Source organism: Hymenobacter piscis (assembly GCF_018760735.1).
Lineage (GTDB): Bacteria > Bacteroidota > Bacteroidia > Cytophagales > Hymenobacteraceae > Hymenobacter > Hymenobacter piscis.
Map to the genome: position 1 here is coordinate 232,392 of NZ_JAHHZN010000004.1, position 26,193 is coordinate 258,584.

A 26,193-nucleotide genomic window follows, 5' to 3' on the forward strand; every position below is an offset into this window, starting at 1 on the left:
ATAGTGAACCTGACAACCAGCAACTGACAACTGACAACCAACAACTGACAACTAACCAACACCATGACCATTCTCGATACCATCATTGCCCATAAGCGCCAGGAAGTTGCCACCCGCCAGAGCCTGGTGCCGGTGAAGCTGCTGGAGCAAAGCTTCTACATGCCGGCCCAGCCGCTGAGCCTGCGCCGCTACCTGCTGCGCGACGATTTGAGCGGCATCATTGCCGAATTCAAGCGCAAATCGCCCAGCAAGGGCATCATCAACGCCCACGCCCCGGTGGAGCGCACCACGCTGGGCTACATGCAGGCTGGCGCCTCGGCGCTGTCGGTGCTGACGGATACGGAGTTTTTTGGCGGTAAGAACGAGGACCTGACTACGGCCCGGCGCTTCAATTTCTGCCCCATCCTGCGCAAGGATTTCGTGGTGGATGAGTACCAGATCATCGAAGCCAAGAGCCTCGGAGCTGATGCCGTGCTGCTGATTGCGGCCGTGCTCAGCGGCGAGGAAGTGCTGCGCCTGGGCCGGCTGGCCAAGAGCCTGGGCATGGAAGTGCTGCTCGAAATCCACAACGCCGAGGAGCTCGACAAAACCCTGCACCCCGACGCCGTGAGCCTCGTAGGCGTGAACAACCGCAACCTGCACGACTTCTCCGTGAGCCTCGACACGTCCGGCGAGCTGGCCCAGCGCATCCCCGACGAGTACGTGAAAGTGACCGAAAGCGGCCTCAGCACCGCTGCCGACATCGAAGCTCTGCGCGCCGTAGGCTACCGCGGCTTCCTGATGGGCGAAACCTTCATGCGCCACTCCCGCCCCGAAAAAGCCTGCGCCGCCCTGGTGCAGCAGCTCCGCGCCACCGAGGCCGTGACGTTGCTGTAAGGGTCAGAACGAGGTAGAGACGCAATATTTTGCGTCTCGTCGTTGAACGACCAGCACCGCGCATATCAAACAACATCAGCAACGGGGAGTCGCAAAATATTGCGTCTCTACACCTTCCACACATGCCCACCAACTCCCACCACATGCCTCACCTCAAAGTCTGCGGGATGGCCGATGCCGACAGCCTGCGGGCGGTGGCGGCGCTGCAACCCGATTTTCTGGGGTTCATCTTCTACCCGAAGTCGAAGCGGTACGTGGGGGAGCGGCTGCCGGCGGCGGTTGTGCAAGCCTTGCCGGCCGCCATCCGCAAGGTGGGCGTGTTCGTGGACGACGACGCGGCTACGGTGCTGGCGCGGGTGCGGGAGTTTGATTTGCAGCTGGCCCAGCTCCACGGCCACGAAACGCCCGAAACCTGCGCCGCGGTGCGGGTCGGCGGCGTGCCGGTGGTGAAGGCGTTTGCGGTGGGCGAGGGGTTCGACTTCGCGCAGCTTCAGCCCTACGTAGGCTGCGTGGATTACTTCCTCTTCGATACGGCCGGCCCCCAGCCCGGCGGCAACGGCACCGCCTTCGACTGGACGGTGCTGCAGAACTACAACCTGCCGGTGCCCTACTTCCTGGCTGGTGGCATTGGGCCGGAGCACGCGGCGGCGCTGCGCAACCTTCGGCTGCCCGGCCTGTTTGCCCTGGACCTGAACAGCCGCTTCGAAACCGCGCCGGGCACCAAGGACGTCGGCCGGCTGGCGGAGTTTTTCACCGAAATCCGGCCTTTGTCGCCAGCGCCCCAGGGCTGAAGCCCTGGGCTATGCAGCGAAATAATCAATACCAAACTACCCGCTACCTAGCCCAGGGTTTCAACCCTGGGGCGAAGGATTTGATAGAAACCATCATGAAACCAACCTACCAACAACCCACGGAGCGCGGCTACTACGGCCAGTTCGGGGGCGCGTTCATCCCCGAAATGCTCTACCCCAACGTGGAGGAGCTGCGCCAGCAATACCTGAGCATTATGGCCGAGCCCGAGTTCCAGCAGGAATACCAGCAGCTGCTGCGCGACTACGTGGGCCGGCCCACGCCCTTGTTCGAGGCTAAGCGGCTGTCGGCCAAGTACAACACCCGCATCTACCTCAAGCGCGAGGACCTCTGCCACACCGGCGCCCACAAGGTAAACAACACTGTGGGGCAGATTCTGCTGGCCAAGCGCCTGGGCAAAACGCGCATCATTGCCGAAACCGGCGCCGGTCAGCACGGCGTGGCCACCGCCACGGTGTGCGCCCTGATGGGCATGGAGTGCATCGTGTACATGGGCGAAATCGACATGGAGCGGCAGAAGCCCAACGTGTACCGCATGCGCCTGCTGGGGGCCGAAGTGCGGGCGGCCATGAGCGGCAGCCGCACCCTCAAGGACGCCACCAACGAAGCCATCCGCGACTGGATTTCGAACCCAGTAGATACGCATTACATCATCGGCTCGGTGGTGGGTCCGCACCCGTACCCCGACTTGGTGGCACGTCTGCAGGCCGTTATCAGCGAGGAAATGCGCAAGCAGCTGCTGGAGAAAACCGGCTCCGAGCTGCCCAACTACGTGGTAGCTTGTGTGGGCGGCGGCTCCAACGCGGCCGGCGCGTTCTACCACTTCCTGGAGGAGCCCTCGGTGCAGCTGGTGGCCGTGGAAGCCGCCGGACACGGCGTGCACTCGGGCCACTCGGCCGCTACCTCGGTGCTGGGTACGCCGGGCGTGATTCACGGCAGCCGCACGCTGCTGATGCAGGATGAGGACGGCCAGATTACCGAGCCGTACTCCATTTCCGCTGGCCTCGACTACCCCGGCATCGGCCCGCTGCACGCCTTCCTGGCCGATTCCAAGCGCGCCCGTTTCATCAGCATCGAAGATGAGCAGGCCCTGAAAGCCGTGGCCGAATGCAGCCGCCTCGAAGGCATCATCCCGGCCCTGGAAACCGCCCACGCCCTGGCCGCCCTCGACCAGCTCGGCGCCGGCCCCGACGACGTAGTGGTCATCAACCTATCCGGCCGCGGCGATAAGGACCTGGAAACCTACATCAAGTACGCTGACGCTATTATGTAAGGCAATGCCATTGTCATGCTGAGCTTGTCGAAGCATCTCTACCTCTGGCTAATTTCTACTTGTAGACGAAGCGGTAGAGATGCTTCGACTGCGGCTCCGCCTTCGCTCAGCATGACAGACAATATCACGTGACATGAACAACCGAATCAAAGACGCCTTCGCCAAAAAGCAGAAGAACCTGCTCAACATCTACTTCACCGCCGGCTACCCACGCCTGCACGACACCGTACCGCTGATCAAAGCCCTGAGCGAAGCCGGGGCCGACCTCATCGAAATCGGGATGCCGTTTTCGGATCCGCTGGCCGATGGGCCGGTGATTCAGGCCAGCAGCACCGTGGCCCTGGCCAACGGCATGAACCTGCGGGTGCTGTTTGAGCAGCTGCAAGGCATCCGGGAGAGCGTGCCCGAAACGCCGATTCTGCTGATGGGCTACCTCAATCCAGTGATGCAGTTCGGGGTAGACAACTTCTGCCGCGAAGCCGCTGCCGCCGGGGCCGATGGCATCATCCTGCCCGACCTGCCCCTCGACGACTACGTGGCCGAGTATCAGGATATCTTCCGCCGCCACAACCTGCGGCCGGTGTTCCTCATCACCCCGCAAACCGCCCCGGAGCGCATCCGCCGCATCGACGAGCTGACGGATTCGTTCCTCTACTTGGTGTCGGGTCCCGGCACCACGGGCGGGGCCAATACCCAGGCCGAGGGCGTGCAGGAAGCCTATTTCCAGCGCATCGAGGCCATGAACCTGCGCAACCCCCGCCTCATCGGCTTCGGCATCGGCGACAAAGCCTCCTTCCAGAACGCCTGCCAGTACGCCGAGGGCGCCATCATCGGCTCCGCGCTGATTCGCGCCCTGGACGGCGTGGACGACGCCCCGGCCGCGGCTAAGCGGTTCGTTTCTTCGGTGCTGGCTTAAGCACCAAAAAAAGAACGTCATGCTGAGCGAAGGCGCAGCCGTAGTCGAAGCATCTCGCGTGCTGACGTAGTAGTAATGCAACGATTCGAGCGAGATGCTTCGACTACGGCTGCGCCTTCGCTCAGCATGACGTGCTGATATTTTTCTCTCTCCCCGAATATGATCATTCAACTAGACCCCCATATCACCGCCGCCAACAAAGCTGCTATTGAAGCCCGCATTCTGGAGCTGAAATACAAAGCTACGGAGGTGAAAACCCAGCGCGCCCACTACCTGGTGGCCATCGGCAAGGCCGATGTGGACCTGCGCACCATCGGCCAGCTGCCCGGCATTCTGGATATCCACCGCGTCTCGGACGACTATAAGCTGGTGAGCCGCAAGTGGCGCGTGCGCCCCACGGTGCTCGACCTCGGCGACGGGGTGCGCATCGGGGAAGGCTCGCTCACGCTGGCCGCCGGCCCGTGCAGCATCGAGAGCGAAAAGCAGATGGAGCTAATCATGCAGCACCTCGTGGACAACGACGTGCGCATCATGCGCGGGGGCGTGTTCAAGCCCCGCTCGTCGCCGTACGCCTTCCGCGGGCTGGGCATGGAAGGACTGAAGGATTTCCACCGCATGGCCCGGGAGCGGGGCATCAAGATTGTGACCGAGGTGATGCAGGTGTCGCAGGTGGAGGAGATGCACGACTACGTGGACGTGTTCCAGGTGGGAGCCCGCAACACCCAGAACTTCAACCTGCTCGACGCCCTGGGCGGCGTGGATAAGCCCGTGATGATCAAGCGCGGCATTTCCGGCACCATCGAGGAGCTGCTGTCGTCTGCCGAGTACGTGTTTTCGGGTGGCAACGAGAAGCTGATTCTCTGTGAGCGGGGCATCCGCACCTTCGAAACTGCCTCGCGCAACACCCTCGACCTGAATGCGGTGCCCATCCTGAAGGAGAAAACCCACCTGCCCGTCATTGTGGACCCCTCGCACGGCATCGGCATCCGCGAGTATGTGCCCACCATGGCCCTGGCCGGTGTCATGGCCGGCGCCGACGGCATCATCTACGAAGCCCACGAGAAGCCCGAAGAAGCCGCCTCCGATGGCGCCCAAACCCTGAATTTCGCCGAGTCGGAGCGCCTGATCCGCAACCTGCGCAAAGTGTACGCCCTGCGCCAGGAGCTGGAGTAGGGGCGTGAGGCAAATAAAAACGAACGTCATGCTGAGCTTGCCGAAGCATCTCTACCGCTTCGTTGCAATGCTGTTCACGCGAAGCAGTAGAGATGCTTCGGCAAGCTCAGCATGATGTTCTGTTCTGTTTCAGATGCAATATTGAACGGTGTAGAGACGCGACACTTCGCGTCTCGTCGTTGAACGACCCGGGACCGTACCAATCAAAACAACATCAGCAACGACGAGACGCGAAGTGTCGCGTCTCTACACCGTTCAACAGCGCACAAACCGCCCCAGCTTCCTAAAGCCGGGGCGGTTTTTTATATAGCCGAAACCAGATATACTGTTACCTTGCCGGTATGTTCTTCGGCTTCAACCTGTACAGCGGTCTGCTGCTGCCGTTTTTCCTGCAAGGCATCATTGTGGCGGCGGTGCTGTGGGCGCGGCGGCGGCGCGAAGACACGGCCGCCGACGGCTGGCTGGCCCTGCTGCTGTTTGCCATACGGCTGGCCCAATGGATGCTGGGCTTTGCCGGCTGGTACGACTCGCACGACGCCCGCACAACGTTCATGTTCTACTGGCCGTTCAGCAACTGGCTGGCGGTGGGGCCGGCGCTGTACTTCTACTTCCGCAGCCTTACCAACCAGGAGTTCCGGCTGCAGCGGCAACACTGGTGGCACTTTGCGCCCGCCCTGGTGGTGCTTGCGTGGCTGCTGGTGGTATTCAGCTACGATATCGGCTGGTGGCACGGGCTGCAGGGCCGGCCGCTGCCGGGCCACTTCGGCACCAAAGGGCCCCTGGCCAGCTGGGCCGACTACCAGCCCATCGGGCTGCTGGCCGATACGCTGGGCTACCTCTCGGTGCTGGCCTACGCGGTGCACACCCTGCGTGCCTACCGCGCCTACGCCCGCTACCTCAACGACAACTTCTCCGATACCGAACAGCTGCGGTTTCGGTGGCTGCGCAACGTGCTGGTGGCCGTGTTGGTGGGCACCGGCGTCACGCTGGCATTCGGGGTGATTAACCTTTTCATCACGCCCCTGAACTACGTGCAGAGCTGGTACGATTACCTGTTCACCGGCCTACTGATCTATTACCTCAGCATCTCGGGTCTGCTGACGGGCTACCGCCTGGCCGCCCTGCGCTTCCAGTTGCCCACCGCTGCCGAGGTGCCGTCGTCAACCTTAGTACCAGCGGTGGAAGCCGCCGAAGTACCCGGCCCCGTTGCACCAGCGACAGAAGAGAGGGTAGTTGCCGATGCAATACCCGCTGCACCTGCAACATCGGTTTCGCCCGCCGCTACGGCTGTCCCGCCAACAGCCGATGTCCCAACTCAAGCACCAGCCGCCGCCGAGCCCGACGCGGAGCTGGCCCGCTGGACTACCCGCCTGCTGGCCCACATGCAAACGGCCCGGCCCTACCTGGAGCCCGAGCTGACGCTGGGCGAACTGGCCACCCAGCTGCGTACCAACACGTCCTGGCTCTCCAAGGTCATCAACTCCGGCTGCGGCCAGAACTTCAACGACTTCGTGAACGAGTACCGGGTGCGCGAGGCCGAGCGTCGCCTCCGCGACCCGCAGTTCCGGCACTACACCCTGCTGGCCGTAGCCCTAGAGGCCGGCTTCAACTCCAAGTCCACCTTCAACCGCGTCTTCAAAAAACTCCGCGGCCAGACTCCCAGCGAAGCAGCCCGACAGTTGTAGAGACGCATACTTGCGTCTCTTCATTGAACGACAGGTCCTACGCCGACAGCACAGTGTAGAGACGCGACCCTTCGCGTCTCGTCGTTGAACGACCCGGAACCGCGCCAATCAAACAACTTCAGCAACAGCGAAACGCGAAGGGTCGCGTTTCTACGCCTGCCCAGTATCAAACTATAAATTGAGGCGTCCCAGGCTGTAAACTGGGGCGTTTGGCGGCGGCGGGGGCAGTTCCTTTGGGACATCGTTTCACTTCACCCCCCATTGCCATGCGTACTTTCCTGCCTTCACGTTCGGCCACTGTTGCCACTTTCGCCGCCCTGTTACTACTCGTTACGGCCTGCTGGGCGGGTATCACTTCTAATCTCCTCATTGAGCCGGGCAAGCAGTTTGTGCTGGGCGGTGGCCAGCTGGGCGGCTTCAAAGTAGAAGCCCACAACGTGGGCAAAGTACCCGTCGAGTTCAAGGAGCGGCCCCGGGGCGGCGGCATCTTCGGCAAAACCACCTTGGCTCCCGGCGAGCGGGGTACGCTGCGCTTCATGGCCGGCTCCACGGCGCTGTTGCTCAACCCCTCGGACCAGCAGGCTAAAGTAGACCTCAAAATCACCGGCGACACTCGGCTGAGCATGACCTACGAGCCTAACGGCAAGCTGTAGGCGTTGCCAGTAGCCACAGCCAATGCGTCATCAGTTCACGAACCTATACGAAAGCAATAGTAAATTGCTTTGGGGGTTAGAAAACGTTTTATTGCAAATTGACCCTAGATTTTGGGGTGCGTATTGTCTATAGGTGTAGGCATTTTGCAGAAAATGCCTGCTAAACGAAGGTGTACTTCTACAGTATATATAATAAAATACGAAAGTGGCATCATAAAATAAACCTGGATATAAATTAGGATTGGTTGTAAGTAGTGCTATATTTGCATCATGCTGAACCTAAACGCGAAACGCTTTATGACCATTAATCGTCCTGTCCAGGACGAGGTCGGGCGCTTTTGCGGAAATGAAAGGTAGAGCACAGCATGCTTCTTCTCCTCTGAAATCCACTTAAGAGCCCGACTCCTCCCCAGGAGCCGGGCTTTTTTCTGCCCTGTACGCATATGATACAGCAACACTACGACCGGTACACCACGCAGGATCAGCTGGTTTGGAAGGTATTGTTCGACCGCCAGACGGCCCTGCTGCACAAGCGTGCCTGCTCGGCGTTTGGCCGGGGGCTGAAGGCCGTGGGCTTCCACCGCAACGCTATTCCCGACTTCCAGGAAGTAAGTCAGCGTCTGCACAAAGCCACTGGCTGGCAGCTGGAACCGGTGCAGGGCATGCTCAATGATGCCGAGTTCTTCGGGCTGCTGGCCCAGCGCAAGTTCCCGGCTACTGTCTGGATCCGGAGCATGGCGCAGTTCGACTTCATCGAGGAGCCCGACCTGTTCCACGGCGTGTTCGGCCACGTGCCCCTGCTCATGGACCAGGCCTTCGCCGATTTCCTGCACTTTCTGGGCCAGGTAGCCGCCCAACACCTCGACGATGCCGTGGCCCTGGCCCGCCTCGAGCGGCTCTACGGCTTCACGGTGCAGTTCGGGTTGGTAGAAGAGCACGGCCAGACGCGCATGTACGGGGCCGGCCTGCTGTCGTCGTCGGGCGAAATCCACCACTGCATCGGTGACGTCTCGCGCCGCTTCCCTTTCGACCTGGCCACCGTGCTGCACACGCCCTACAGCGAAGCGCACCTTCAGGACCAGTACTTCGTGCTCACCAGCTGGGAGCAGCTCACCGAAAGCGTAGCCGAGCTGGCCGCGTTGCTGTCGTCGGGCTGGGAGCTGCAGCCGGTGGAGTAGGGGATGGTGAAGTAGAATTAGGTAGAAAAAGGCACGTCATGCTGAGCTTGCCGAAGCATCTCGCGTGCTGATGTTGAGTTACTATTGCAACGTTAGCACGCGAGATGCTTCGGCAAGCTCAGCATGACGTGCTTTTATTAATTCAAAAACCAAAAACTCTCTTACCTTTACCGCCACATGCTGCTGTTCACGTCCCGCTATTATTACGCTGCCACCTATTACGCTCCCCTCTGGAGCGGAGCGGCCGCGGCGTACGCGAGGAACTGAAACTAGCACTTCACCCTCCCCAACGTCTTTTCAAGCCTGCCTCCGCTTCCTGCGGAGGCAGGCTTTTTCTTTTTCCACCTTTTCCGTTTTCGTTATGCAGTCTGTTTCTGCCGCTCCCATTGCTTCCGATGCCCTGCCGCTACTCACCCAGGTATATGCCGATTACACCGCCGCCGACCAGCACGTGTGGCAGCTGCTCTTTGACCGCCAGATGGCTCTGCTGCCCGGCCGCGCCGCCGAGGCATTTCTGGAAGGCGTGCAGCGGGTGGGCTTCACCCGCGACGCCATTCCCGATTTCCGGGAGGTGAACCCCCGTTTGCAGGAGCTGACCGGCTGGGAGCTGGTGGTAGTGCCGGGCATCGTGGACGACGCCGTGTTCTTCCAGCTGCTGGCCGACCGCAAGTTCCCCGCCACCACCTGGCTGCGCACCCTCGAGCAGCTCGATTACCTCGAAGAGCCCGATATGTTCCACGACGTATTCGGCCACGTGCCGCTGCTGACGGATGCCGGCTTCGCCGATTTTCTGCAGAAGTTGGGCGCGGCCGCCGTGCACCACGGCCAGCGCTGGCCCGGCACCTTGGAGCAGTTCACGCGTTTGTACTGGTTTACGGCCGAGTTCGGCCTGATTCAACAGCCCGACGGCCTGCGCATCTACGGGGCCGGGCTGTTGTCGTCGCACGGCGAGGTGAAGTTCAGCCTCAGCGACGCACCCACCCGCCTGCCCTTCACCCTCGACGGCGTGCTGAATACGCCCTTCGAGAAGGACAAATTCCAGGACCTCTACTTCGTGCTCACCGATATGCAACAGCTCCCCGAAAGCCTGGCCCAGCTACAGGCGCGGCTGCTGGAATAAGCTGCGGTTGATAAACAACGCTGAACGTCATGCAGAGGCGTAGCCGAAGCATTGACATTGCTTCACTAGCCCAGGGTTTAAACCCTGGGCTACGGAGCGGTTATCGTTCGACGATTGGACAACACCAGCACGCGAGATGCTGCGCAGGCTCGGAATGACGTTCTATTTTGTCCAACAAACCATCAATACCGCCAGCCCAGCCGGCGGTAGATGAAATGCAGCAGCCAAAGCGGGCCGATGAGCAGAAACTGCAGGTCTTTGAGGAAGCTGGGTTTCTTGCCCTCCACCTTGTGGCCCCAGAACTGCCCAATCCAGGCCAGCACGAAAATAATCAGGCACACGGCCCACAGAGGCAAAGGCGCGTAGTTACCCACAAAGCGGAGCATGCCGGCCATCAGCAGCCACACCAGCAGCATGCCCACCGTCAGCCGGGGGCTCAGGCGTACGTAGTACACTAGGGCCAGCACCATCACCACCGTGCCCCAGTTCAGCCACGGACTAACGGCGCTAACCGCCGCCGGCACCGGCACCGACCACAACAAGCCCAGAATGGCGAACATAATCAGTGGCACGCATACCCAGTGCACCAGCTTGTTGGTGGGGTTTTGGTGGCTTTCGGCGTACTCATTCAGCAGCTGCTGAACCGGGGAAATAAGGGCGGTAGACATTACGCGGGACTTGGTGGGAGCTATAAGGTAGCAGTTTCCTTCCATTGGGAAAATCCCGAACGGCTGTAGAGACGCGACACCTCGCGTCTCGGCGCGTGCTGATGTTGTTAAGGGAGTGCGGTACTGGTTGTTCCGGCGGGAGACGCGAAGTGTCGCGTCTCTACAGCCGTGCAGGCTAAAACAAAAAAGAGGCTGCCCAAGCGGGCAGCCTCTTTTTTCTGGGGCGGTCAGTAGCGCGAACTTTGTAGTGCGTGCCCCAGAACGACAAGGATTCTAACGGCGCGGGGGCGCGAACTACACAGTTCGCGCTACTGCGTCCGGTACTGCGGAAAGCTATTTTACTTTCAGGTTCTTCTTCAGGTAGGCAACCGAAGCGGCGTGGGCGTCGGCGGCGAAGTCCTTGCTGTACTTGGGGTTGGAGGGGTTGGCGAAGGCGTGGTCGGCGTCGTAGGTTTTCACCGTAAGGCCTTTTTTGGCGGTGGCCATGTCCTTGCGGAACTGGTCTACCACTTCTTGGTTGATCCACTTATCCTGCTTGGCGAAGACGAACAGCACGTCGGTGTTCAGCGTTTTGAGCTTGGCTACGTCCTTCTCGGGCATGCCGTAGTAGGCCACGCAGGCTTTTGCTTTGGGGCCGGCCAGCAGGGCCGTCTGGATGCTCCAGCCGCCACCGAAGCACCAGCCGATGCTGCCGATTTTGGCGTTGGGGCCGGCGTAGGCGAGGGCACCGTTGATGATTGCCTGGGCACGCTCGGTTTTCACGCCCTGCATCAGCTTACCGGCCTGGTCGGCGTCGGTGGCAATCTGGCCGTCGTAGAGGTCGAGGGCAATGACGTTGACACCGGGCAGCTCCTCGGCGAAACGGCCGGCTTCCTGCTTAATGTAGTCGTTCAGGCCCCACCACTCGTGAATCACGAACAGGTACTTGTCCGACTTGGTCTTGCTCTTGATTTCGAAGGCTTTGCCAGTCTGGCCGTCGGTGGTCTTGAACTCTATCATGCTGCCTTCGCCGGCGTAGGTGAAGGGCAGGGGGGCATCGTGGCCGCCGGAGAAGTCCTCGTTGGAGGCCAGCATGGCGAATACTTCGGTGGCCGCCTGGCCGGTGGCGGGCTTGGTGCAGCAACTCATCGTCGATTGGGCCGAGGCCACTGATACCACGCTCAGCAGCGCGGCGCAAAGGGTCCAGATTTTTTTCATGGGAAAAGGGGAGGTAAAGAAGGGGAGAGAAAAAAAGCATCCCGGGGCTATTCGTGTAAGTACATGAGTTGCTCCGGGATGCTTAAACTGTAGTCTGACGGTTTAGTTTGGAAGTACCCGATTATTCGGCGGAATAGGCATGTTTGAGCAGCTGTATGACCGTTATGCTCTATCTGGCGTCCGCTTGTCGAAGCATCTCGCTCGCCAACATAGGATTACCGTTGCAACGTCAGCACGCGAGATGCTTCGACAAGCTCAGCATGACGTTCTTTTGTGGTTCTTAATCCCTGATTATTCGGCAGAATTGGTGCGGATAGAGGCGCGCAGCTCCGTGAGCAGGGCGTAGAGGCCCACGTAGGTGCGGTTGAGGTAGATGAAGTGCTCGGAGCCGCGGGGCTCGCGCTGCTGGCGTAACTCGGGCTGCTGCATCAGGTCGTCGCCGAGGGCGTAGAGACTCTGCATGTAGGCCGGGTCGCCGAAATCGAAGGTGGGCTGGCGGAAGGGGCGGCCCACCAGCTCCAGGGAGGCACGCATGGTATCCACGTAGAAGGCGCGGCGGGCGGCCGGGTCGTCGGGGCGGAGCACGCCGCCTTCTTCCAGCAGGGCCGCCAGGCGGGCGGGGTCGGCGAGGGTTTCGGGCGTGAGCAGGGCCGTGAACAGGCGGTGTACGTCGGCCGGAATTTCCTTTACGCAGCCAAAATCCAGCACGCCCACGGTGCCGCCGTCGGTATCCGTGAGCAAGAAGTTGCCGGGGTGCGGATCGGCGTGCACCTGGCGCAGCTCGTTGAGCTGGAACATATAGAAGTCCCAAAGGGCCTGGCCGAGCTGGTTGCGCACTTTCTGGCTGGGATTGGTGGCCAGAAACTCCTTCATGTGCTGGCCGGGCAGCCAGTCCATCGTCAGGATGCGGGCGGCCGACAGCTCGGGGTAATACTGGGCGAACTGCAAATGCGCCAGACCGGCCGAGGCGGCGGCAATCTGCTGGCCGCGGCGCAGCTCCAGGGCGTAGTCGGTTTCCTCGAGCAGGCGGGTTTCCACTTCCTGCATGTAGGGGCGCACGGTGGCTTCATCGAGTCCCAGCACGCGCAGCGCAATGGGCTTCACCAGCCGGATATCGGAGCGGATGCTGTCGGCCACGCCGGGGTACTGCACCTTCACGGCCAGCTCCCGGCCGTCTTTGCGCGCCGCATGCACCTGCCCGATGCTGGCCGCCTGCCGGGCCTCGATGTCGAACTCGTCGAACACCTCAAACGGCGACCGGCCAAACGCTTCCCGAAACGTTTTCACCACCAGCGGCCCCGAGAGGGGCGGGGTCTGGTACTGGGCCTGGGCAAACTGGTCGGCGTAGGCGGTGGGCAGCAGGTTCTTTTCCATGGCCAGCATCTGGGCCACTTTCAGCACCGAGCCTTTCATTTCGCTGAGCGTGCCGTACAGCTCGGCCGCATTGGCCGCATGCAGGTCCTCGGTGGGGCTGTCGGCGCCCACGGCCCGCTTGGCGTAGTGCTTCACGTAGTTGGCCCCCACGTTGAGGCCGGTTTTGGCGAAACGCGCCGCCCGGGCCACTTTGGTGGTGGGCAGGGAGGTAAGGGGCTTGGGAGTATCGTCCATGAGGATGTTAACGAGGCCGTTTATGAAACTGTCATCCTGAGCGGAGCGAAGGACCTCAACACGCTGCAACGGTTTGTTCACGCGTGATAAGGTCCTTCGCTCCGCTCAGGATGACAGCTGGTACTATATGCTCGGAATAACGTTCTGATTTACCGGCGCACCAGGAACCGCACGAAATCGGCGGCGGAATCCAGGGTGTTGCGGCCTACCAGGTCGAAGCTCAGGGTCACGGCTTTTTCGATGGCGGCGTCGGTGCGCTCGAAGTTTACGGTGTCGTCTTTGGCGAAGAAGCCGAGCACGAACAACTGCTGCTGCCAGAAGAAACGCGGGTAGCCGTGCTGCACCAGCTGGCGGCTGGCCACTTCCTCGGTGCGGCGGCCCTCGCGCAGCAACTCTTCCACGAAGGCCTCAAAGTCCTGCCGGAAATCATCCAGCACGCGGGGCGTGATGCCGGGCATTTTGGAGAGCGAGCGGCGCAGGCTTTGCAGGGCGTAGCTGCGGTTGTGCTTGAGAATCTCGATGAGCGTGTAGTAATAGCCCAGCAGCTTTTCGCGGGCACCGTACTGCTCCCATACCGGCTCGCGGGCGGCCGTGGCGCGGGCCTCGCGGCCAAAGTCGGCCCAGATTTCCCGGTCGATGGCGTCGAAGTTGGCGTAGCTGGCGTAGAATTCCTGCTCGGGCAGGCCCAGCTTCTGGGTCAGCTTGAACACCGAAATCGGCGGCTTGCCTTTGCGCAGCACGTAGTCGAGGTAGGCTTGCTTGATCCGTTCTTTGGGCGAGAAAGCCGCTTCGGGAGCGGGCGTGGGTTGCTGTTTCATAGTAGCAGGATAACCGCTTCGGCGGCTGAAAGTTGTGAGAAACCCGGCCGGATTTGGCTAGGCGTGCAGGTCGCGGGAGGCACGATAGGCGGCCAGGGCCCGGTCGCGGGTGGCGGGGTGCTCCACCAGGGGCTTGGGGTAGCGCGGCGTGCCGAACTCGGGCACCCACTGCTTCACGTAGACGTGCTGCTTATCGAACTTGGCCAGCTGCGAATCGGGGCTGAAAATGCGGAACCAGGGCTGCGAATCGGCACCGGTGCCCGCCACCCACTGCCAGTTGCCCACGTTGGAGGCCATTTCGTAGTCGAGCAGCTTTTCGGCGAAGTAGGCCTCGCCCCATTTCCAGTCGATGAGCAGGTTTTTGATCAGAAAGCTGGCCGTGGCCATTCGCACGCGGTTGTGCATGAAGCCGGTGGCGTTGAGCTGGCGCATGCCCGCGTCGATGAGCGGGTATCCGGTGCGGCCCTCGCACCAGGCCCGGAACTCATCCTCGTTGTTGCGCCACTGAATGTCGCGCAGCTTGGGGTCGTAGCTTTCGTGGGCCGTGTGCGGGAAGTGCCAGAGCAGCTGCATGAAGAAGTCGCGCCAGATGAGCTCACTCAGCCAGATTTCGGCCTTGGCCTCCAGGGCCCGCTGCACCAGGTGGCGGATGCTCACGGTGCCGAAGCGCAGGTGCAGACCCATGCGGCTGGTAGAGTCGCGGGCGGGCACGTCGCGGGTATCGGCGTATTGCTCCAGGGTGCGGGTGGCCAGCCGCCGGCCCGGAATGTGCTCGGGGCTGCGTTCAAAGCCCATGTCGGCCAAGGAGGGGCGGGCGCCGGCCGGCACGCGGGCCAGCTGGTCGAGGTGGTCGGCGGAAGGGTGGGGGCAATAGTCGGCCTCGGTGAGGCGGGCCAGCCAGGCGCGCTTGTAAGGGCCGTAAATCTTGTAGGGCTGGCCGGTTTTGGTCTGCACCTCGTCCTTCTCGAAGATAACCTGGTCCTTGTAGGTGTGCAGCGGCACGTCGTGCTTCTTTAACAGCTCCGTCACAGCCGCGTCGCGAGTGGCGGCGTAGGGCTCGTAGTCGTGGTTGGTGTGCACGGCGGCTACGTCCAGCTCCTTGAGCAGGTCGGCAAACACCTTTTCCGGCTTACCGTAGCGCACCAGCAGGGTGCCGCCGGCTGTCTCGGCTTCTTCCGTCAGCCGCTGCACCTCATCAAAGATGAACATGACGCGGGCATCCTGGCGGTTTTCCAGCTTGTCGAGGATTTCGGGGTCGAAGATGAATAGCGGCACCACCGGCTGCCCGCCCTGCAGCGCGGCGGCCAGCCCGGCATTATCCTGAAAACGCAAGTCGCGCCGGTGCCAGAACAGGGATACTTTCATAGGAGAGAAGTGAGATGGTCAGAGCTCAGAAATGAGACTACGTTCAAAGCCTGTTTGTGAAGGTTGAACATCTTCTTACTTCTCAGCTCTCATCATCTAAGGTCTAAACAAGGTTACTTCAGCCGGCCCATGCCGCCGTCTACGGGCAGCACCTGGCCGGTGATGAAGGAGCTATGGTCGGATAGCAAAAAGGAAGTCATGTAGGCCAGGTCCTGGGGCTGACCGATGCGTTGCAGGGGGTGGCGCTTGGCGCCGGCTTCCTGCTTTTCGGGGGTGCTGAGCAGGGCCGCGGCCAGGGGCGTATCGGTCAGCGAAGGGGCCACGCAGTTGACGCGGATGTTGCTGGCGGCGTACTCGGCGGCTAGGGCCCGGGTAAGGCCCTCCAGGGCGGCCTTGGCGGTGGCAATGCTGGCGTGAAACGACATGCCCGTATCGGCGGCCACGGTGCTGAAGAGCACCACCGAGGCGCCTTCGGCCTTTTTGAGCCGCTTCATGCAGGCCTGCAGCACCTGCACCGCGCCCAGCACGTTGAGCTGGAAATCGGCCTGGAAATCAGCCACCGGAATCCGCTCGAAGGGGCGCAGCTTGATGGAGCCGGGGCAGTACACCACGCCGTGCAGCACCTCCGGCAGGGCATCCAGCGCCGTCCCGAAGGGCTGCGTCACGTCCAGGGGCAGGAAGGTGGTGCCCAGCTCGGCCAGTTCCGCCGACTCGTGGCGGGAGGCGGTGTAGAGCCGGGCGCCGAGCTTGCTCAGCAGTTGGGCCGTAGCCAGTCCGATGCCCGAGGAGGCACCAACGAGGAGAATATTCTTATCTGCGACTTCCATGCGGGGAGGCTTAAGGGTGAGGGAGTGGCCTGAAAACTGAGCGGCGCCGGGAAAGTTTGGCCCATAGCCATTGTAATCTGGCCAGGGCCCGACTTGGGTACTCGCCACCGATTCTGCATATTGGCAAGTTGTCGTAGTAGTTTTCCTGCCGCTCCCTGCTTATTGGGTTATCACCTAATAAGGCAGTGAGATGGAGAGCGTCGCGGCTTGATGCTTTCTTATAACTGCGAAAAATTAGTTTTCAGCAAAAATTCGCTGCTGCTTCCGGCTTCCTTCCGTAGCTTGCGGCATCTTTCTTTCTCCGCTCTTTATTCTCTTCTTTCCGCATGAATATTCGCAGACTGCTGGTCGCTAACCGCGGCGAAATTGCCATCCGCGTGCTCCGTGCCGCCACCGAGTTGGGCATTCGCACCGTGGCCATCTACACCTACGAAGACCGCTACTCCCTGCACCGCTACAAGGCCGACGAGGCCTACCAGGTGGGTCGCGACGACGATCCGCTCAAGCCCTACCTCGACATTGAGGGGCTGATCCGGACGGCCAAGGAAAACGACGTGGACGCCATTCACCCCGGCTACGGCTTTCTGAGCGAAAATGCCACCCTGGCCCGGCGCTGCCGCGAGGAAGGCATCACGTTCGTGGGGCCGCGGCCGGAGGTAATGGAAGCCTTGGGCGACAAAGTGGCCGCCAAGCGCGTGGCCGTGGAGTGCGGCGTGCCCATCATTGAGAGCAGCGAAGCCGACCTGACCGACCTCGACGTGGCCCTGACCGAGGCCCACCGCATCGGCTACCCCGTGATGCTGAAGGCGGCCAGCGGCGGCGGCGGGCGCGGCATGCGCGTCATCCGCGACGATGAGCAGCTGGAGCGCGGCTTCTTCGAGGCCCGCAACGAGGCTCTCAAAGCCTTCGGCGACGATACCGTGTTCCTGGAAAAGTTTGTGGAGCGGCCCAAGCACATTGAGGTGCAGCTGGTGGCCGACAACCACGGCGGCCTCACCCACCTCTACGAGCGCGACTGCTCGGTGCAGCGCCGCTACCAGAAGGTGGTGGAAGTGGCGCCCTCCCTGCACCTGACCGAAACCATGCGCGAGCAGCTCTACGAGTACGCCCTGCGCCTGGGCCGGGCCGTGGGCTACAACAACGTGGGCACCGTCGAATTCCTGGTCAACCCCGAGCTGGACCGCATCTACTTCATCGAGGTGAACCCGCGCATTCAGGTAGAGCACACGGTCACGGAGATGATTACGGGCGTGGACCTGATCAAAACCCAGCTCTACGTGGCCGCCGGCTACCGGCTCACCGACCCCGAAATCAACCTGGGGCCGGAGGTGAAGCCCCTCAAAACCGGCTACGCCATTCAGTGCCGCATCACCACCGAAAACCCCGAGGAAGACTTTAAGCCCGATTACGGCACCATCACGGCCTACCGCTCGGCGGGCGGCTTCGGCATCCGCCTCGACCAAGGCTCGGTGTACACCGGCGTGCGGGTGTCGCCGTTCTTCGATTCCCTGCTGGTGAAGGTGTCGACCCACGCGCCCACCTTGGCCGATGCGGCCCAGAAAATGGCCCGGACGCTGGATGAGTTCCGGGTGCGCGGGGTGAGCACCAACATCCAGTTTCTGCAGAACATCATTGCCCACCCCGTGTTCATGGCGGGCCAGGCCAACGTGGACTTCATCAAGGACCACCCCGAGCTGTTCCGCTTCAAGCACCGCCTCGACCGGGCCACCAAAGTGCTGCGCTTCCTGGGCGACGTGACCGTGAACGGCAACCCCGACGTGGCCGGCAACGTGGATCCGAAAAAGGAGCTGCGCAAGCCTCTGCTGCCCGATTTCGACCCCTCCGGCGCCCCGCCCGCCGGCACCAAGCAGAAACTGATGGAACTGGGCCCCGAGGGCTTCGCCCAGTGGCTGCGGGCCGATTCGCAGATTCACTACACCGACACGACCCTGCGCGACGCCCACCAGAGCCTGCTGGCCACCCGCATGCGCACCTACGACATGCTGAAAGTGGCCGGCCGCTACGCCCACCAGCATCCCCAGACCTTCTCGCTGGAGTGCTGGGGCGGCGCCACTTTCGACGTGGCCCTGCGCTTCCTGCACGAAGACCCCTGGGAGCGGCTGGCCAAGCTGCGTACGGCCGTGCCCAACATCCTGCTCCAGATGCTCATCCGCGGGGCCAACGGCGTGGGCTATAAGGCCTACCCCGATAACCTCACGGAGCGCTTCGTGCAGCAGGCCGCCGAAACCGGCATCGACGTGTTCCGCATCTTCGACTCGCTGAACTGGATGCTGGGCATGGAAGCCTGCATCAACTTCGTGCGCACCAAAACCGACCGCCTCGCCGAAGCCAGCATCTGCTACACCGGTGACATCCTCGATACCCGGCGCAACCAGAAGTACAACCTCGACTACTACCTGCGCCTGGCCCGCCAGATTGAGGACGCCGGGGCGCACATTCTCTGCATCAAGGACATGGCCGGCCTGCTCAAGCCCTACGCCGCCACCGAGCTCATCACGGCCCTGCGCGACACCGTGAGCCTGCCCATTCACCTGCACACCCACGATACCAGCAGCCTGCAGGCCGCCACCTACCTCAAGGCCATTGAGGCCGGCGTGGATGTGGTGGACGTGGCCCTGGGCTCGCTCTCGGGCCTCACGTCCCAGCCCAACTTCAACTCCGTGGTGGAGATGCTGCGCGGCCAGCCCCGCCACCGCGAATACGACCAGAAGTCGCTCAACGAATTCTCGACTTACTGGGAAACCGTGCGCGAGCATTACTACCCCTTCGAGTCGGGCCTGAAGGCGGGTACCTCGGAAGTGTTCCAGCACGAAATTCCGGGCGGCCAGTACTCCAACCTGCGGCCCCAGGCGGCGGCCCTGGGCTTGCTCGACAAGTTCGAAACCGTGAAAACCACCTTCGCCGACGTCAACCAGCTCTTCGGTGACATCGTGAAGGTGACGCCCTCCTCGAAAGTGGTGGGCGACATGGCCCTGTTCCTGGTTTCCAACGACCTGACCACCCGCGACGTGCTGGAAAAGGGCGCCGGGCTCAACTTCCCCGAGTCGGTGCGCCAGCTTTTCCGCGGCGACATCGGCCAGCCCGAGGGCGGCTGGCCCCGGCAGGTGCAGGAGCTTATCCTCAAAGACGAGCAGCCCTTCACTGACCGGCCCAACGAGCACCTGGCCCCCATCGACTTCGAGCAGGAGAAAGCCAATTTCCAGGAGAAATTCGGGGTGGAAGGCAAGTTCACCGACGTGCTCTCGTGGCTGCTCTACCCCAAGGTGTTTGAGCAGTACTGGGACTTCCGTCAGCAGTACGGCGACGCCTCCATTGTCCCCACCAGCGTGTTCTATTACGGCCTGCAGCCCGGCGAGGAAACCATCATCGAAATTGCCCGTGGCAAGAGCATCATCGTGGGGCTGCAAAGCATCGGGCCGGTAGATGAGGACGGCTGCCGCACGGCCTTCTTCAACCTCAACGGCCAGACCCGCAACCTCAAAATCCGTGACAACGCGGTGGAGGTGAAGCGCATCCTGAATCCCAAGGCCGATAAGGGCAATCCGCGCCAGCTGGGTGCCCCGCTCCAGGGCCTGCTCAGCCGGGTGCTGGTGGAGCCCGGGCAGCAGGTACGCAAAAACACGCCCCTGTTCATCATTGAGGCCATGAAGATGGAAACCACCATCACGGCCCCCGACGATACCACCGTGCAGGCCGTAAACCTGGCGGAAGGCACGCTCGTGAATGCCGACGACCTGGTGGTAACGCTGGGGTGAAGAAATAGCGGGTAAATGTGGTAGCTTAGACCGCTACAACACCTTTCATTCGTACAGCTATGCGCTACGTTTTTATGCTGGTTGCCCTGGCGGGCATCACCCGGGCCCAGGCCCAGCAGGTACCCCTGGAGCAGGCCGGAATAGCGGCTCAGGCCAATCTGGATGCGCTGGTTTCCGGCGCCCCGGCCCTCATTCCCTCGGGGGCGGCCTACGGCGTCAAAGGCTCTCCCTATCTGGAGAACCGGTGGCTGCCGACCCGCCTGCGCATGGGCGAAAAGGTGCTGCTGGCCCCGGTGGCTACCAAATACGACGTGCTCAACAAGCGGGTGCTGATGCAGCCCGTTAACCGGCCCAACGATTCGCTGGAGCTGAATGCCCGGCTGCTCACCGGCTTCGAGATACAGGAGCCGGGCCTGGCCGGGCAACCGGCCCGGGTCCGGACGTTTCGGCGGTTCGTGGAGGCCCCCGTGCCGGTTCAGCAGGCCGACTACGTAGAAGTGCTCCACGAAGGCAAATACGCCTTACTGAAGCGCCACGTCAAAACCCTGCGAAAAGCCAACTACCAAGGGGCCTATAGCTCCGGCAACCTGTACGACGAAATCGAGGACAGGTCTCAGTACTACCTCAAGCGGCCCGATAAAACCCTGGTGCCTCTGAAGCTGACGCTGAAAATGCTGCAGGCCGCGGCCCCCCAACTGGCGGCGCAGCTAAAAGCGGCCCCCGGGGCCAGCCAGGCCAAATCCGATGCGGAGTGGGCCGCCGTGCTGAAGGCGGTAGATCCACTGTAGAGAAAAAGCCCAGGTCCGGTAACCGTTGCCGGGCCTGGGCTTTCTTATCGGGTGGTGGAAGAGAAATCCGAGACAGAAAGTAGTAGAAAAGGGGCCTGAAGGAGAAGAGGCCGGGTGAAGAGCAGTTGGTTGGGTGCAGAATGAGGTTGCCTGGGGCAGCGGGAACGGATCCAAGCGTAGTGGTGGAGAACATGAGGTGCGAAAAGGCTAACGCACTAAGGGCGAAGCGTGCTTTGTCTGATATGTCAACTGGTAATACTGCCGAACCGTGGCCGAGGAGTTGCATTAGTTCCAGAACAAAAGGGTTATTTTGCGGTATGCGAACATTCCCCCCCTTCGTCCTGTTTCTCGCTCTGCTCACCACTCCGCTTTTCGCCCAGAAAAAAACGGTAGCCCTGCCGGCCACGCCCGGCGTGTCGGCCGCTACCGTGGAGCGGGTGGTACGGGCCCTGGCCGCCGATGATATGGAAGGCCGGGCTTCCGGTAAACCCGGCAGCACAAAAGCGGCCAACTTTCTGGCCGCTGAATTTCAGCGGATCGGCCTTGAGCCGTTGCCCGGCCTGTCGGATTTCAATCAGTCGTTTCCGGCTTACGAAGCCCGCACGGCCGCCGCTTTCGTCTCGCTCAACGGCAGCAACCTCAGCCCCGACAAGTTTGTGCTCATCTCGGGGCAGCCCCACCTGAACTGGACGGAAGCCGATGAGCCCGCGGCGCGCACCTTCACCATTGGGCCCAAGGACAACCTGCTGAAGGAAATCCGACCCCTGCTCGACCCCCGGGAAAACACCATTGTGTTTATTGATCCGGCCCAGGAGGCTACTTTCAAACGCGTGGCGGGATTGGTAAAGCGGGGCGGCCTCCGGGCCGAAAAGCCAGCTCCTTTCACCACCCTGCTGGTACTGGCCCCGGCGCCGGTCCCGCCGCTGCGGTTTCAGGTAGCCGCTACCACAACCATCCGGACGGTGGAGCTCCGCAACATCGTGGGCGTGTTACCCGGCCAGGATGCGGACCGCGCGAAGGAGCAGGTGCTCTTCAGTGCCCACTACGACCACCTGGGGCTGCTGCCCGCCGTGGCTGGCGACTCCATTGCCAACGGAGCTGACGACGACGCCAGCGGTACCACGGCGGTGGTGGCCCTGGCGGAGTACTTTAAAAAGCAGAACAACAACGCCCGCACCCTGGTCTTCGTGGCTTTTGCGGCCGAGGAAATTGGGGGCTACGGGGCCCGCTACTTTTCTAGCCAGCTCGATGCCAGGCAGGTGGTGGCCATGTTCAATATTGAAATGATTGGCAAACAGGCCAAATTCGGCCCCAACACGGCCTTTATTACGGGCTTTGATAAGTCGGATTTTGGGTCCCTGCTTCAGGCCAATGCCAAGGGTACCGTGTTTCATTTCGAGGCCGATCCGTACCCCGAGCAAAACCTGTTTTACCGCTCTGACAATGCCACGCTGGCCCGCCTGGGCGTGCCCGCCCACACCATCAGCACCGACCAGATTCCCACCGACAAGCGTTACCATTCCGTCGACGACGAGGTAGAGAGCCTGGATCTGGCCAACATGACGGCCGTTATTACGGCCATCGGCCGGAGCGCGGCCGGCATTATCAGCGGCCAGCAAACTCCCACGCGCATTGCCCCGGAAACTGCGCGGCAATAGGAGTTGGAACTGCTGAATGGTTGAATATCGTTGAATCGTGCTTTTGAGCACAGTGAATGACCTTGTGACACCCGTATTGCTGGGTATTGCAAGGTCCTTCGCTGTGCTCACAATGGCTGTTTGGCTATTCAATCATTTAGCCACCTAACTATTCATCTGCTCAGCAATTCAACACTTCGCTCATTTCCCAAACCGAACGCTCAGGCCAGCTCCCAGGCTTAGGCCGCCGGCGGCAGGGGTGAGGCCGTGGGCGGCAGTTACATCGAGGCGGAAGCCGGGCAGGGGGCGGTAATACAGGCCCGAGGTGAGGCCGGGCTGCCAGCCCTGCTGGCGCTGCCAGGTGGCGTAGGTTTCGGCCAGGAAGCCAAAGTGCGTGCCGGCCCCCAGCGGCCCATTCAGGGCCAGCGTGGTCAGGTACTGGCCCTGCTTCGTATCGGCGGCCCGGAACCCGCGCTGGCGGAAGCCGAAGTTGCCCTCCAGCCCGAACCGCTGGCCCAACTGCTGGGAAATCAGCACACGGCCGCCGGGCTCCAGCTGCTTCTCGCCAAAGCGGGCGTCGCCGTTGCGCAGGTTCATATCCAGTAACACCACCACTTGGGAACGGGCATTCTGCACCGTGGAGGCCAGGAATTTGGCTCCCACGTTCAGGGGGGCAAAACCGGCCGGTCCGGTGTACCGTGCTGGCGCACCCTCCGCGCCCAGGCGGGAGCGGGTGGCCGGGGTCAGCAGGTAGTGCTGGGTGGCACGCAGCTCAATGTGGTTGAAGAAGCCCACCCGCAGCGTGCTGCCCCAGGCCGTACGGCCGGGATACCCGAGGCTGCCCCCTGGATCGGCCTGCGTGAGCCCGGTTTCCAGCTGAAACTGCCCCGGATAGAGCATGTTGGTGGTGATGGTCTGCCCGGGCCGGTCGGGGCGAATGAGGCGCACAAAGGGCGACTCGTCGTTGGTCGAACTCGGGTCGATGGTCTGGGCCAGGGTGCAGGCCGGGCCGGCAAGCCACAGGGCTCCGGCGGTCAGCAGAGTGGTCGTACGCATGATTACCCGACGCCCGGGTGCCGGTAAAAGTTCAATTTTCAGTCCTATAGCACCTAACTATCAGGGTTCGAATCCTATTCAAATACAAAAAAGGATGCCCCGCCGTAACCACGGCGGGGCATCCAACATACTCTCTAAGCTCTAAGCTCTAAGCTCTAAGCTCTAAGCTCTAAGCTCTAAGCTCTAAGCTCTAAGCTCTAAGCTCTAAGCTCTAAGCTCTAAGCTCTAAGCATTACTCCGCCTTCTGGATGGCTTCCTGGGCGGCCTGCACCAGGGCCTGCTGGTCGGCGGGCTTGTTTTGTTTTACTTTTTCGAGCATGCCCAGAATGGGTTCGGCAATGCCGTACTGCTTGTACTTCACGGCCATGTTCTGGAGGCGGCTGACGCCTTCCCGGACCACGGTGGCGTCGGAGAGGCGGGTCATGAAGCCCACCAGGCTTTCGAGCATCTCAAACTGGCCCTGGGGGCCGGCTGCGTCGAACTCGTTGCGCACGTAGGCCCAGGTGCTGGCGTCGCCTTCCTGGGCGTACACACTGGCTACGGCGGCAGCCACGGCGCCCTTGGCGTCGGGAGCCAGGGCCTTGGCGCGGGCCAAGGCCTGCTGGGGCTGCACAGCGGCCAGGGCCTGCAAAGCGGCACCCTGCACGGCGTACGACTGGCTGCCCAGCAGTTTCACGAAGGTTTTAGTGTCCTTTTTCTCTTCCAGGGAGCCCAACGCGTTGAGCAGGGCAGCCTGGTTGTTGGTGTTTTTCTCCTGGGCGAGCTGCTTACGAATAACGGGGCCGGCGGCTTTGGCCACGGCTTTGTCGTCGAGCTTGAGGGCGGCCAGGGCGGCCAGGCGCAGGCCCGGATACTTGTCGTTGAGGGCCGTGAGCAGGAGCTGGCGGGCGTCGGCATCGGTGGGCGGAAGCTGGGCGGCGGCGGCCACGGCCTCGCGCCGGTCCACGTAGCGGGGCGCGTTCTGGTACTGGTACACAAACTCGGCGAAGGGCTTGTTGTCCTTTTTCTGCCAGAGCAGCACCTTGTCGGCATCCACATTCACCAGCGTGGGCTGGCTGGCGGCCGGGAAGCGGAAGGTCTGGGTGCGCTGGTCCATGGTGATGCGGTGGCGCTCGGCCTTCCCGTTCACGTACACCTCCACGGCCATCGGCAGCTGGAACACGGTGCCCGGCTGGGTCTGGGTGAGGGTGACGAGCTGCTGCCTGGCGGCCGCGTCGTAGCGGTAGTCAATCGTGACTTCGGGGTGGCCGGCGCTGAAGTACCACTGGTTGAAAAACCAGTTCAGGTCCTGGCCCGAAACGGCTTCCATGGCCAAACGAAGCTGGTGGGCTTCGCCGTTGCCGAACTTGTTATCGGTGAGATACTTTTTCAGGCCGGCGAAGAACACGTCGTCGGAGAGGTAGTTGCGCAGCATGTTCAGAATCTGGCCACCCTTCTGGTAGCTGACCAGGTCAAACATGTCCTCCTTATCGGCGTAGTGGAAGCGGACGAGCTGTTTCTGGGCGTCGCGGGGGCTGCGCAGGTAGTTGCGCATGTTCATGTAGGCGTGGGCGTCGCCGGCTTCCTGACCATACTTGTACTCAGCCCAGAGGGCCTCCGAGAAGTCGGCAAACGACTCGTTCACCGTCAGGTTACTCCAGCTTTCGGCCGTCACCAAGTCGCCGAACCACTGGTGGAACAGCTCGTGGGCAATGACCGATTCGCCGCTGGCATACTCTGCGTCGAGGGCCTCGCGGGCGTCCTTCTGCAGAAACTCGCCGTGCAGGGTGGCCGAGGTGTTTTCCATGGCCCCGCTCACGTAGTCGCGCACCACTACCTGGGCGTACTTGTTCCAGGGGTACTCCACGCCCAGGCGCTGGGAGAAAAACTCCAGCATTTCGGGCGTGTTGCCGAAAATCTGCTTGGCGAAGGGCGCGTACTTGGGTTCGAGGTAGTAGTTCACCTCCTTGCCCCGCCAGGTGTCCTTCGTGATGCGGAAGTCGCCCACGGCCATCATGAACAGGTAGGGCGAGTGGGGCAGCTCCATTTTCCAGGTGTCGGTGCGCAGGCCGGGGCCGGCCGGCTTCTGGCTCACCAGAGCGCCGTTGCTGAGCGTAACGTAGCGGGCGGGCACCGTCAGGCTGATTTCCGAGGTGGTTTTCTGGTTGGGGCTGTCGATGGTTGGAAACCAGGCCGAGGAAGCTTCCGTCTCGCCCTGGGTCCAGATCTGGCGGGGCTTGCCGGCCTCGGTGCTGTCGGGATTGATAAAATAAAGGCCCTTGGCGTCGGTGATGGCGGCGCTGCCCTTGGCCTTGAGCTCCTCGGGTTTGGCCACGTACTCCAGGTACACGGTGTACTGCTGACCGGGGGCGTAGAGGCGGTCGAGAGTGATGTTGAGCTGCTCGCCGTTGTACTGATACTGGAGCGTTTTGGCCTCGCCATTGCCCACCATTGTCACCGATTTAATGTCCATGCCCTTGGCATCAAGGCGCAGCGAGTCGGTGGCGTAGGCGAAGGGCTGGAGCGTGACCCACTCCTTGCCCAGGAGCTGGCGCTTGGCATAGTCGAAGCTCACCTCGAGCTTGGTGTGCACCAGGGCGTTGATTTTGCGGACCGAGGCACGGTAGGGGAGGGTGCTTACCGAATCGGGGCGGGCGGGCGCAGTCTGGGCGAAGGCTGGGGCGGCCCCCAGCAGGCCGAGGCCAAGTAACAGGGCTTTGGTCATAGGGAATAAAAGGAGAGAAAATGTTTCCGGGCTGCTAGTTGCAAACTTTTGGGCAAAGCCGCGAA

At 61.9% G+C, this 26,193-nt stretch carries 20 protein-coding genes; 12 read left to right on the forward strand and 8 right to left on the reverse strand.

From position 1 onward, the window contains the following. The first annotated feature begins 63 nt into the window (after positions 1 to 63). The 9 genes from trpC to phhA all read left to right on the forward strand — a co-directional run bounded on the left by trpC (position 64) and on the right by phhA (position 9,684). Complete coding sequence (gene trpC, locus KLP40_RS06555; RefSeq protein WP_044012943.1) at positions 64 to 876, forward strand: indole-3-glycerol phosphate synthase TrpC; 813 nt, start codon at positions 64 to 66, stop codon at positions 874 to 876. 122 nt (positions 877 to 998) lie between these two features. Next, positions 999 to 1,667 carry a phosphoribosylanthranilate isomerase gene (locus tag KLP40_RS06560; protein ID WP_246558674.1) on the forward strand — a complete coding sequence of 223 codons (669 nt, stop codon included), beginning with the start codon at positions 999 to 1,001 and terminating at the stop codon, positions 1,665 to 1,667. 95 nt (positions 1,668 to 1,762) lie between these two features. Further along, positions 1,763 to 2,959: a tryptophan synthase subunit beta gene (gene trpB, locus KLP40_RS06565; protein WP_044001618.1), complete on the forward strand. Its 1,197-nt coding sequence runs from the start codon at positions 1,763 to 1,765 to the stop codon at positions 2,957 to 2,959. Positions 2,960 to 3,092: 133 nt separating this feature from the next. Beyond that, a complete protein-coding gene (gene trpA, locus KLP40_RS06570) occupies positions 3,093 to 3,875 on the forward strand; it encodes a tryptophan synthase subunit alpha (RefSeq protein ID WP_215592963.1) in 783 nt (260 codons plus the stop codon). A gap of 159 nt (positions 3,876 to 4,034) precedes the next feature. Then, a complete protein-coding gene (aroF, locus tag KLP40_RS06575; protein ID WP_215592964.1) occupies positions 4,035 to 5,048 on the forward strand; it encodes a 3-deoxy-7-phosphoheptulonate synthase in 1,014 nt (337 codons plus the stop codon). 341 nt (positions 5,049 to 5,389) lie between these two features. Beyond that, positions 5,390 to 6,733, forward strand: a complete 1,344-nt coding sequence (locus tag KLP40_RS06580) for a helix-turn-helix domain-containing protein (protein WP_215592965.1) — start codon at positions 5,390 to 5,392, stop codon at positions 6,731 to 6,733. A gap of 266 nt (positions 6,734 to 6,999) precedes the next feature. Next, positions 7,000 to 7,386, forward strand: coding sequence for a hypothetical protein (locus KLP40_RS06585; protein WP_215592966.1), 387 nt, complete (start codon positions 7,000 to 7,002; stop codon positions 7,384 to 7,386). 428 nt (positions 7,387 to 7,814) lie between these two features. Next, positions 7,815 to 8,564, forward strand: coding sequence for a phenylalanine 4-monooxygenase (locus KLP40_RS06590; protein ID WP_262898920.1), 750 nt, complete (start codon positions 7,815 to 7,817; stop codon positions 8,562 to 8,564). A gap of 361 nt (positions 8,565 to 8,925) precedes the next feature. Then, on the forward strand, positions 8,926 to 9,684 hold the full coding sequence (phhA, locus tag KLP40_RS06595; RefSeq protein ID WP_215592968.1) for a phenylalanine 4-monooxygenase: 759 nt from the start codon (positions 8,926 to 8,928) through the stop codon (positions 9,682 to 9,684). A 182-nt stretch (positions 9,685 to 9,866) separates the two neighbouring features. Here phhA and KLP40_RS06600 read toward each other — a convergent pair whose 3' ends face one another. From KLP40_RS06600 to KLP40_RS06625, 6 genes are all read right to left on the reverse strand, one after another. Then, positions 9,867 to 10,352 carry an Mpo1 family 2-hydroxy fatty acid dioxygenase gene (locus KLP40_RS06600; protein ID WP_215592969.1) on the reverse strand — a complete coding sequence of 162 codons (486 nt, stop codon included), beginning with the start codon at positions 10,350 to 10,352 and terminating at the stop codon, positions 9,867 to 9,869. A 333-nt stretch (positions 10,353 to 10,685) separates the two neighbouring features. After that, positions 10,686 to 11,549 (reverse strand): dienelactone hydrolase family protein, encoded by an 864-nt coding sequence (locus tag KLP40_RS06605; protein ID WP_246558676.1) that lies wholly within the window; start codon positions 11,547 to 11,549, stop codon positions 10,686 to 10,688. A 291-nt stretch (positions 11,550 to 11,840) separates the two neighbouring features. Continuing rightward, positions 11,841 to 13,157, reverse strand: a complete 1,317-nt coding sequence (locus tag KLP40_RS06610; RefSeq protein ID WP_215592970.1) for an ABC1 kinase family protein — start codon at positions 13,155 to 13,157, stop codon at positions 11,841 to 11,843. A gap of 149 nt (positions 13,158 to 13,306) precedes the next feature. Beyond that, positions 13,307 to 13,975 (reverse strand): TetR family transcriptional regulator C-terminal domain-containing protein, encoded by a 669-nt coding sequence (locus tag KLP40_RS06615; protein WP_215592971.1) that lies wholly within the window; start codon positions 13,973 to 13,975, stop codon positions 13,307 to 13,309. Positions 13,976 to 14,032: 57 nt separating this feature from the next. Beyond that, positions 14,033 to 15,340: a cryptochrome/photolyase family protein gene (locus KLP40_RS06620; RefSeq protein WP_215592972.1), complete on the reverse strand. Its 1,308-nt coding sequence runs from the start codon at positions 15,338 to 15,340 to the stop codon at positions 14,033 to 14,035. Positions 15,341 to 15,453: 113 nt separating this feature from the next. Next, complete coding sequence (locus KLP40_RS06625; protein WP_215592973.1) at positions 15,454 to 16,167, reverse strand: SDR family NAD(P)-dependent oxidoreductase; 714 nt, start codon at positions 16,165 to 16,167, stop codon at positions 15,454 to 15,456. A 326-nt stretch (positions 16,168 to 16,493) separates the two neighbouring features. Between KLP40_RS06625 and KLP40_RS06630 the strand changes: the two genes are divergently transcribed. The 3 genes from KLP40_RS06630 to KLP40_RS06640 all read left to right on the forward strand — a co-directional run bounded on the left by KLP40_RS06630 (position 16,494) and on the right by KLP40_RS06640 (position 22,389). Then, the gene (locus KLP40_RS06630) at positions 16,494 to 19,943 is read left to right on the forward strand and encodes a pyruvate carboxylase (RefSeq protein WP_215592974.1); all 3,450 of its coding nucleotides are present in this window, start codon (positions 16,494 to 16,496) and stop codon (positions 19,941 to 19,943) included. Between the two features lie 59 nt (positions 19,944 to 20,002). Beyond that, positions 20,003 to 20,731 (forward strand): hypothetical protein, encoded by a 729-nt coding sequence (locus tag KLP40_RS06635; protein ID WP_215592975.1) that lies wholly within the window; start codon positions 20,003 to 20,005, stop codon positions 20,729 to 20,731. Positions 20,732 to 21,048: 317 nt separating this feature from the next. Further along, complete coding sequence (locus tag KLP40_RS06640) at positions 21,049 to 22,389, forward strand: M20/M25/M40 family metallo-hydrolase (RefSeq protein WP_215592976.1); 1,341 nt, start codon at positions 21,049 to 21,051, stop codon at positions 22,387 to 22,389. Between the two features lie 180 nt (positions 22,390 to 22,569). On the opposite strand, the gene KLP40_RS06645 is transcribed toward KLP40_RS06640, so the two are convergent. Then, complete coding sequence (locus KLP40_RS06645) at positions 22,570 to 23,424, reverse strand: transporter (protein ID WP_215592977.1); 855 nt, start codon at positions 23,422 to 23,424, stop codon at positions 22,570 to 22,572. Between the two features lie 232 nt (positions 23,425 to 23,656). Continuing rightward, positions 23,657 to 26,128, reverse strand: a complete 2,472-nt coding sequence (locus KLP40_RS06650; protein WP_215592978.1) for a M1 family metallopeptidase — start codon at positions 26,126 to 26,128, stop codon at positions 23,657 to 23,659. Between the last annotated feature and the right edge of the window lie 65 nt (positions 26,129 to 26,193).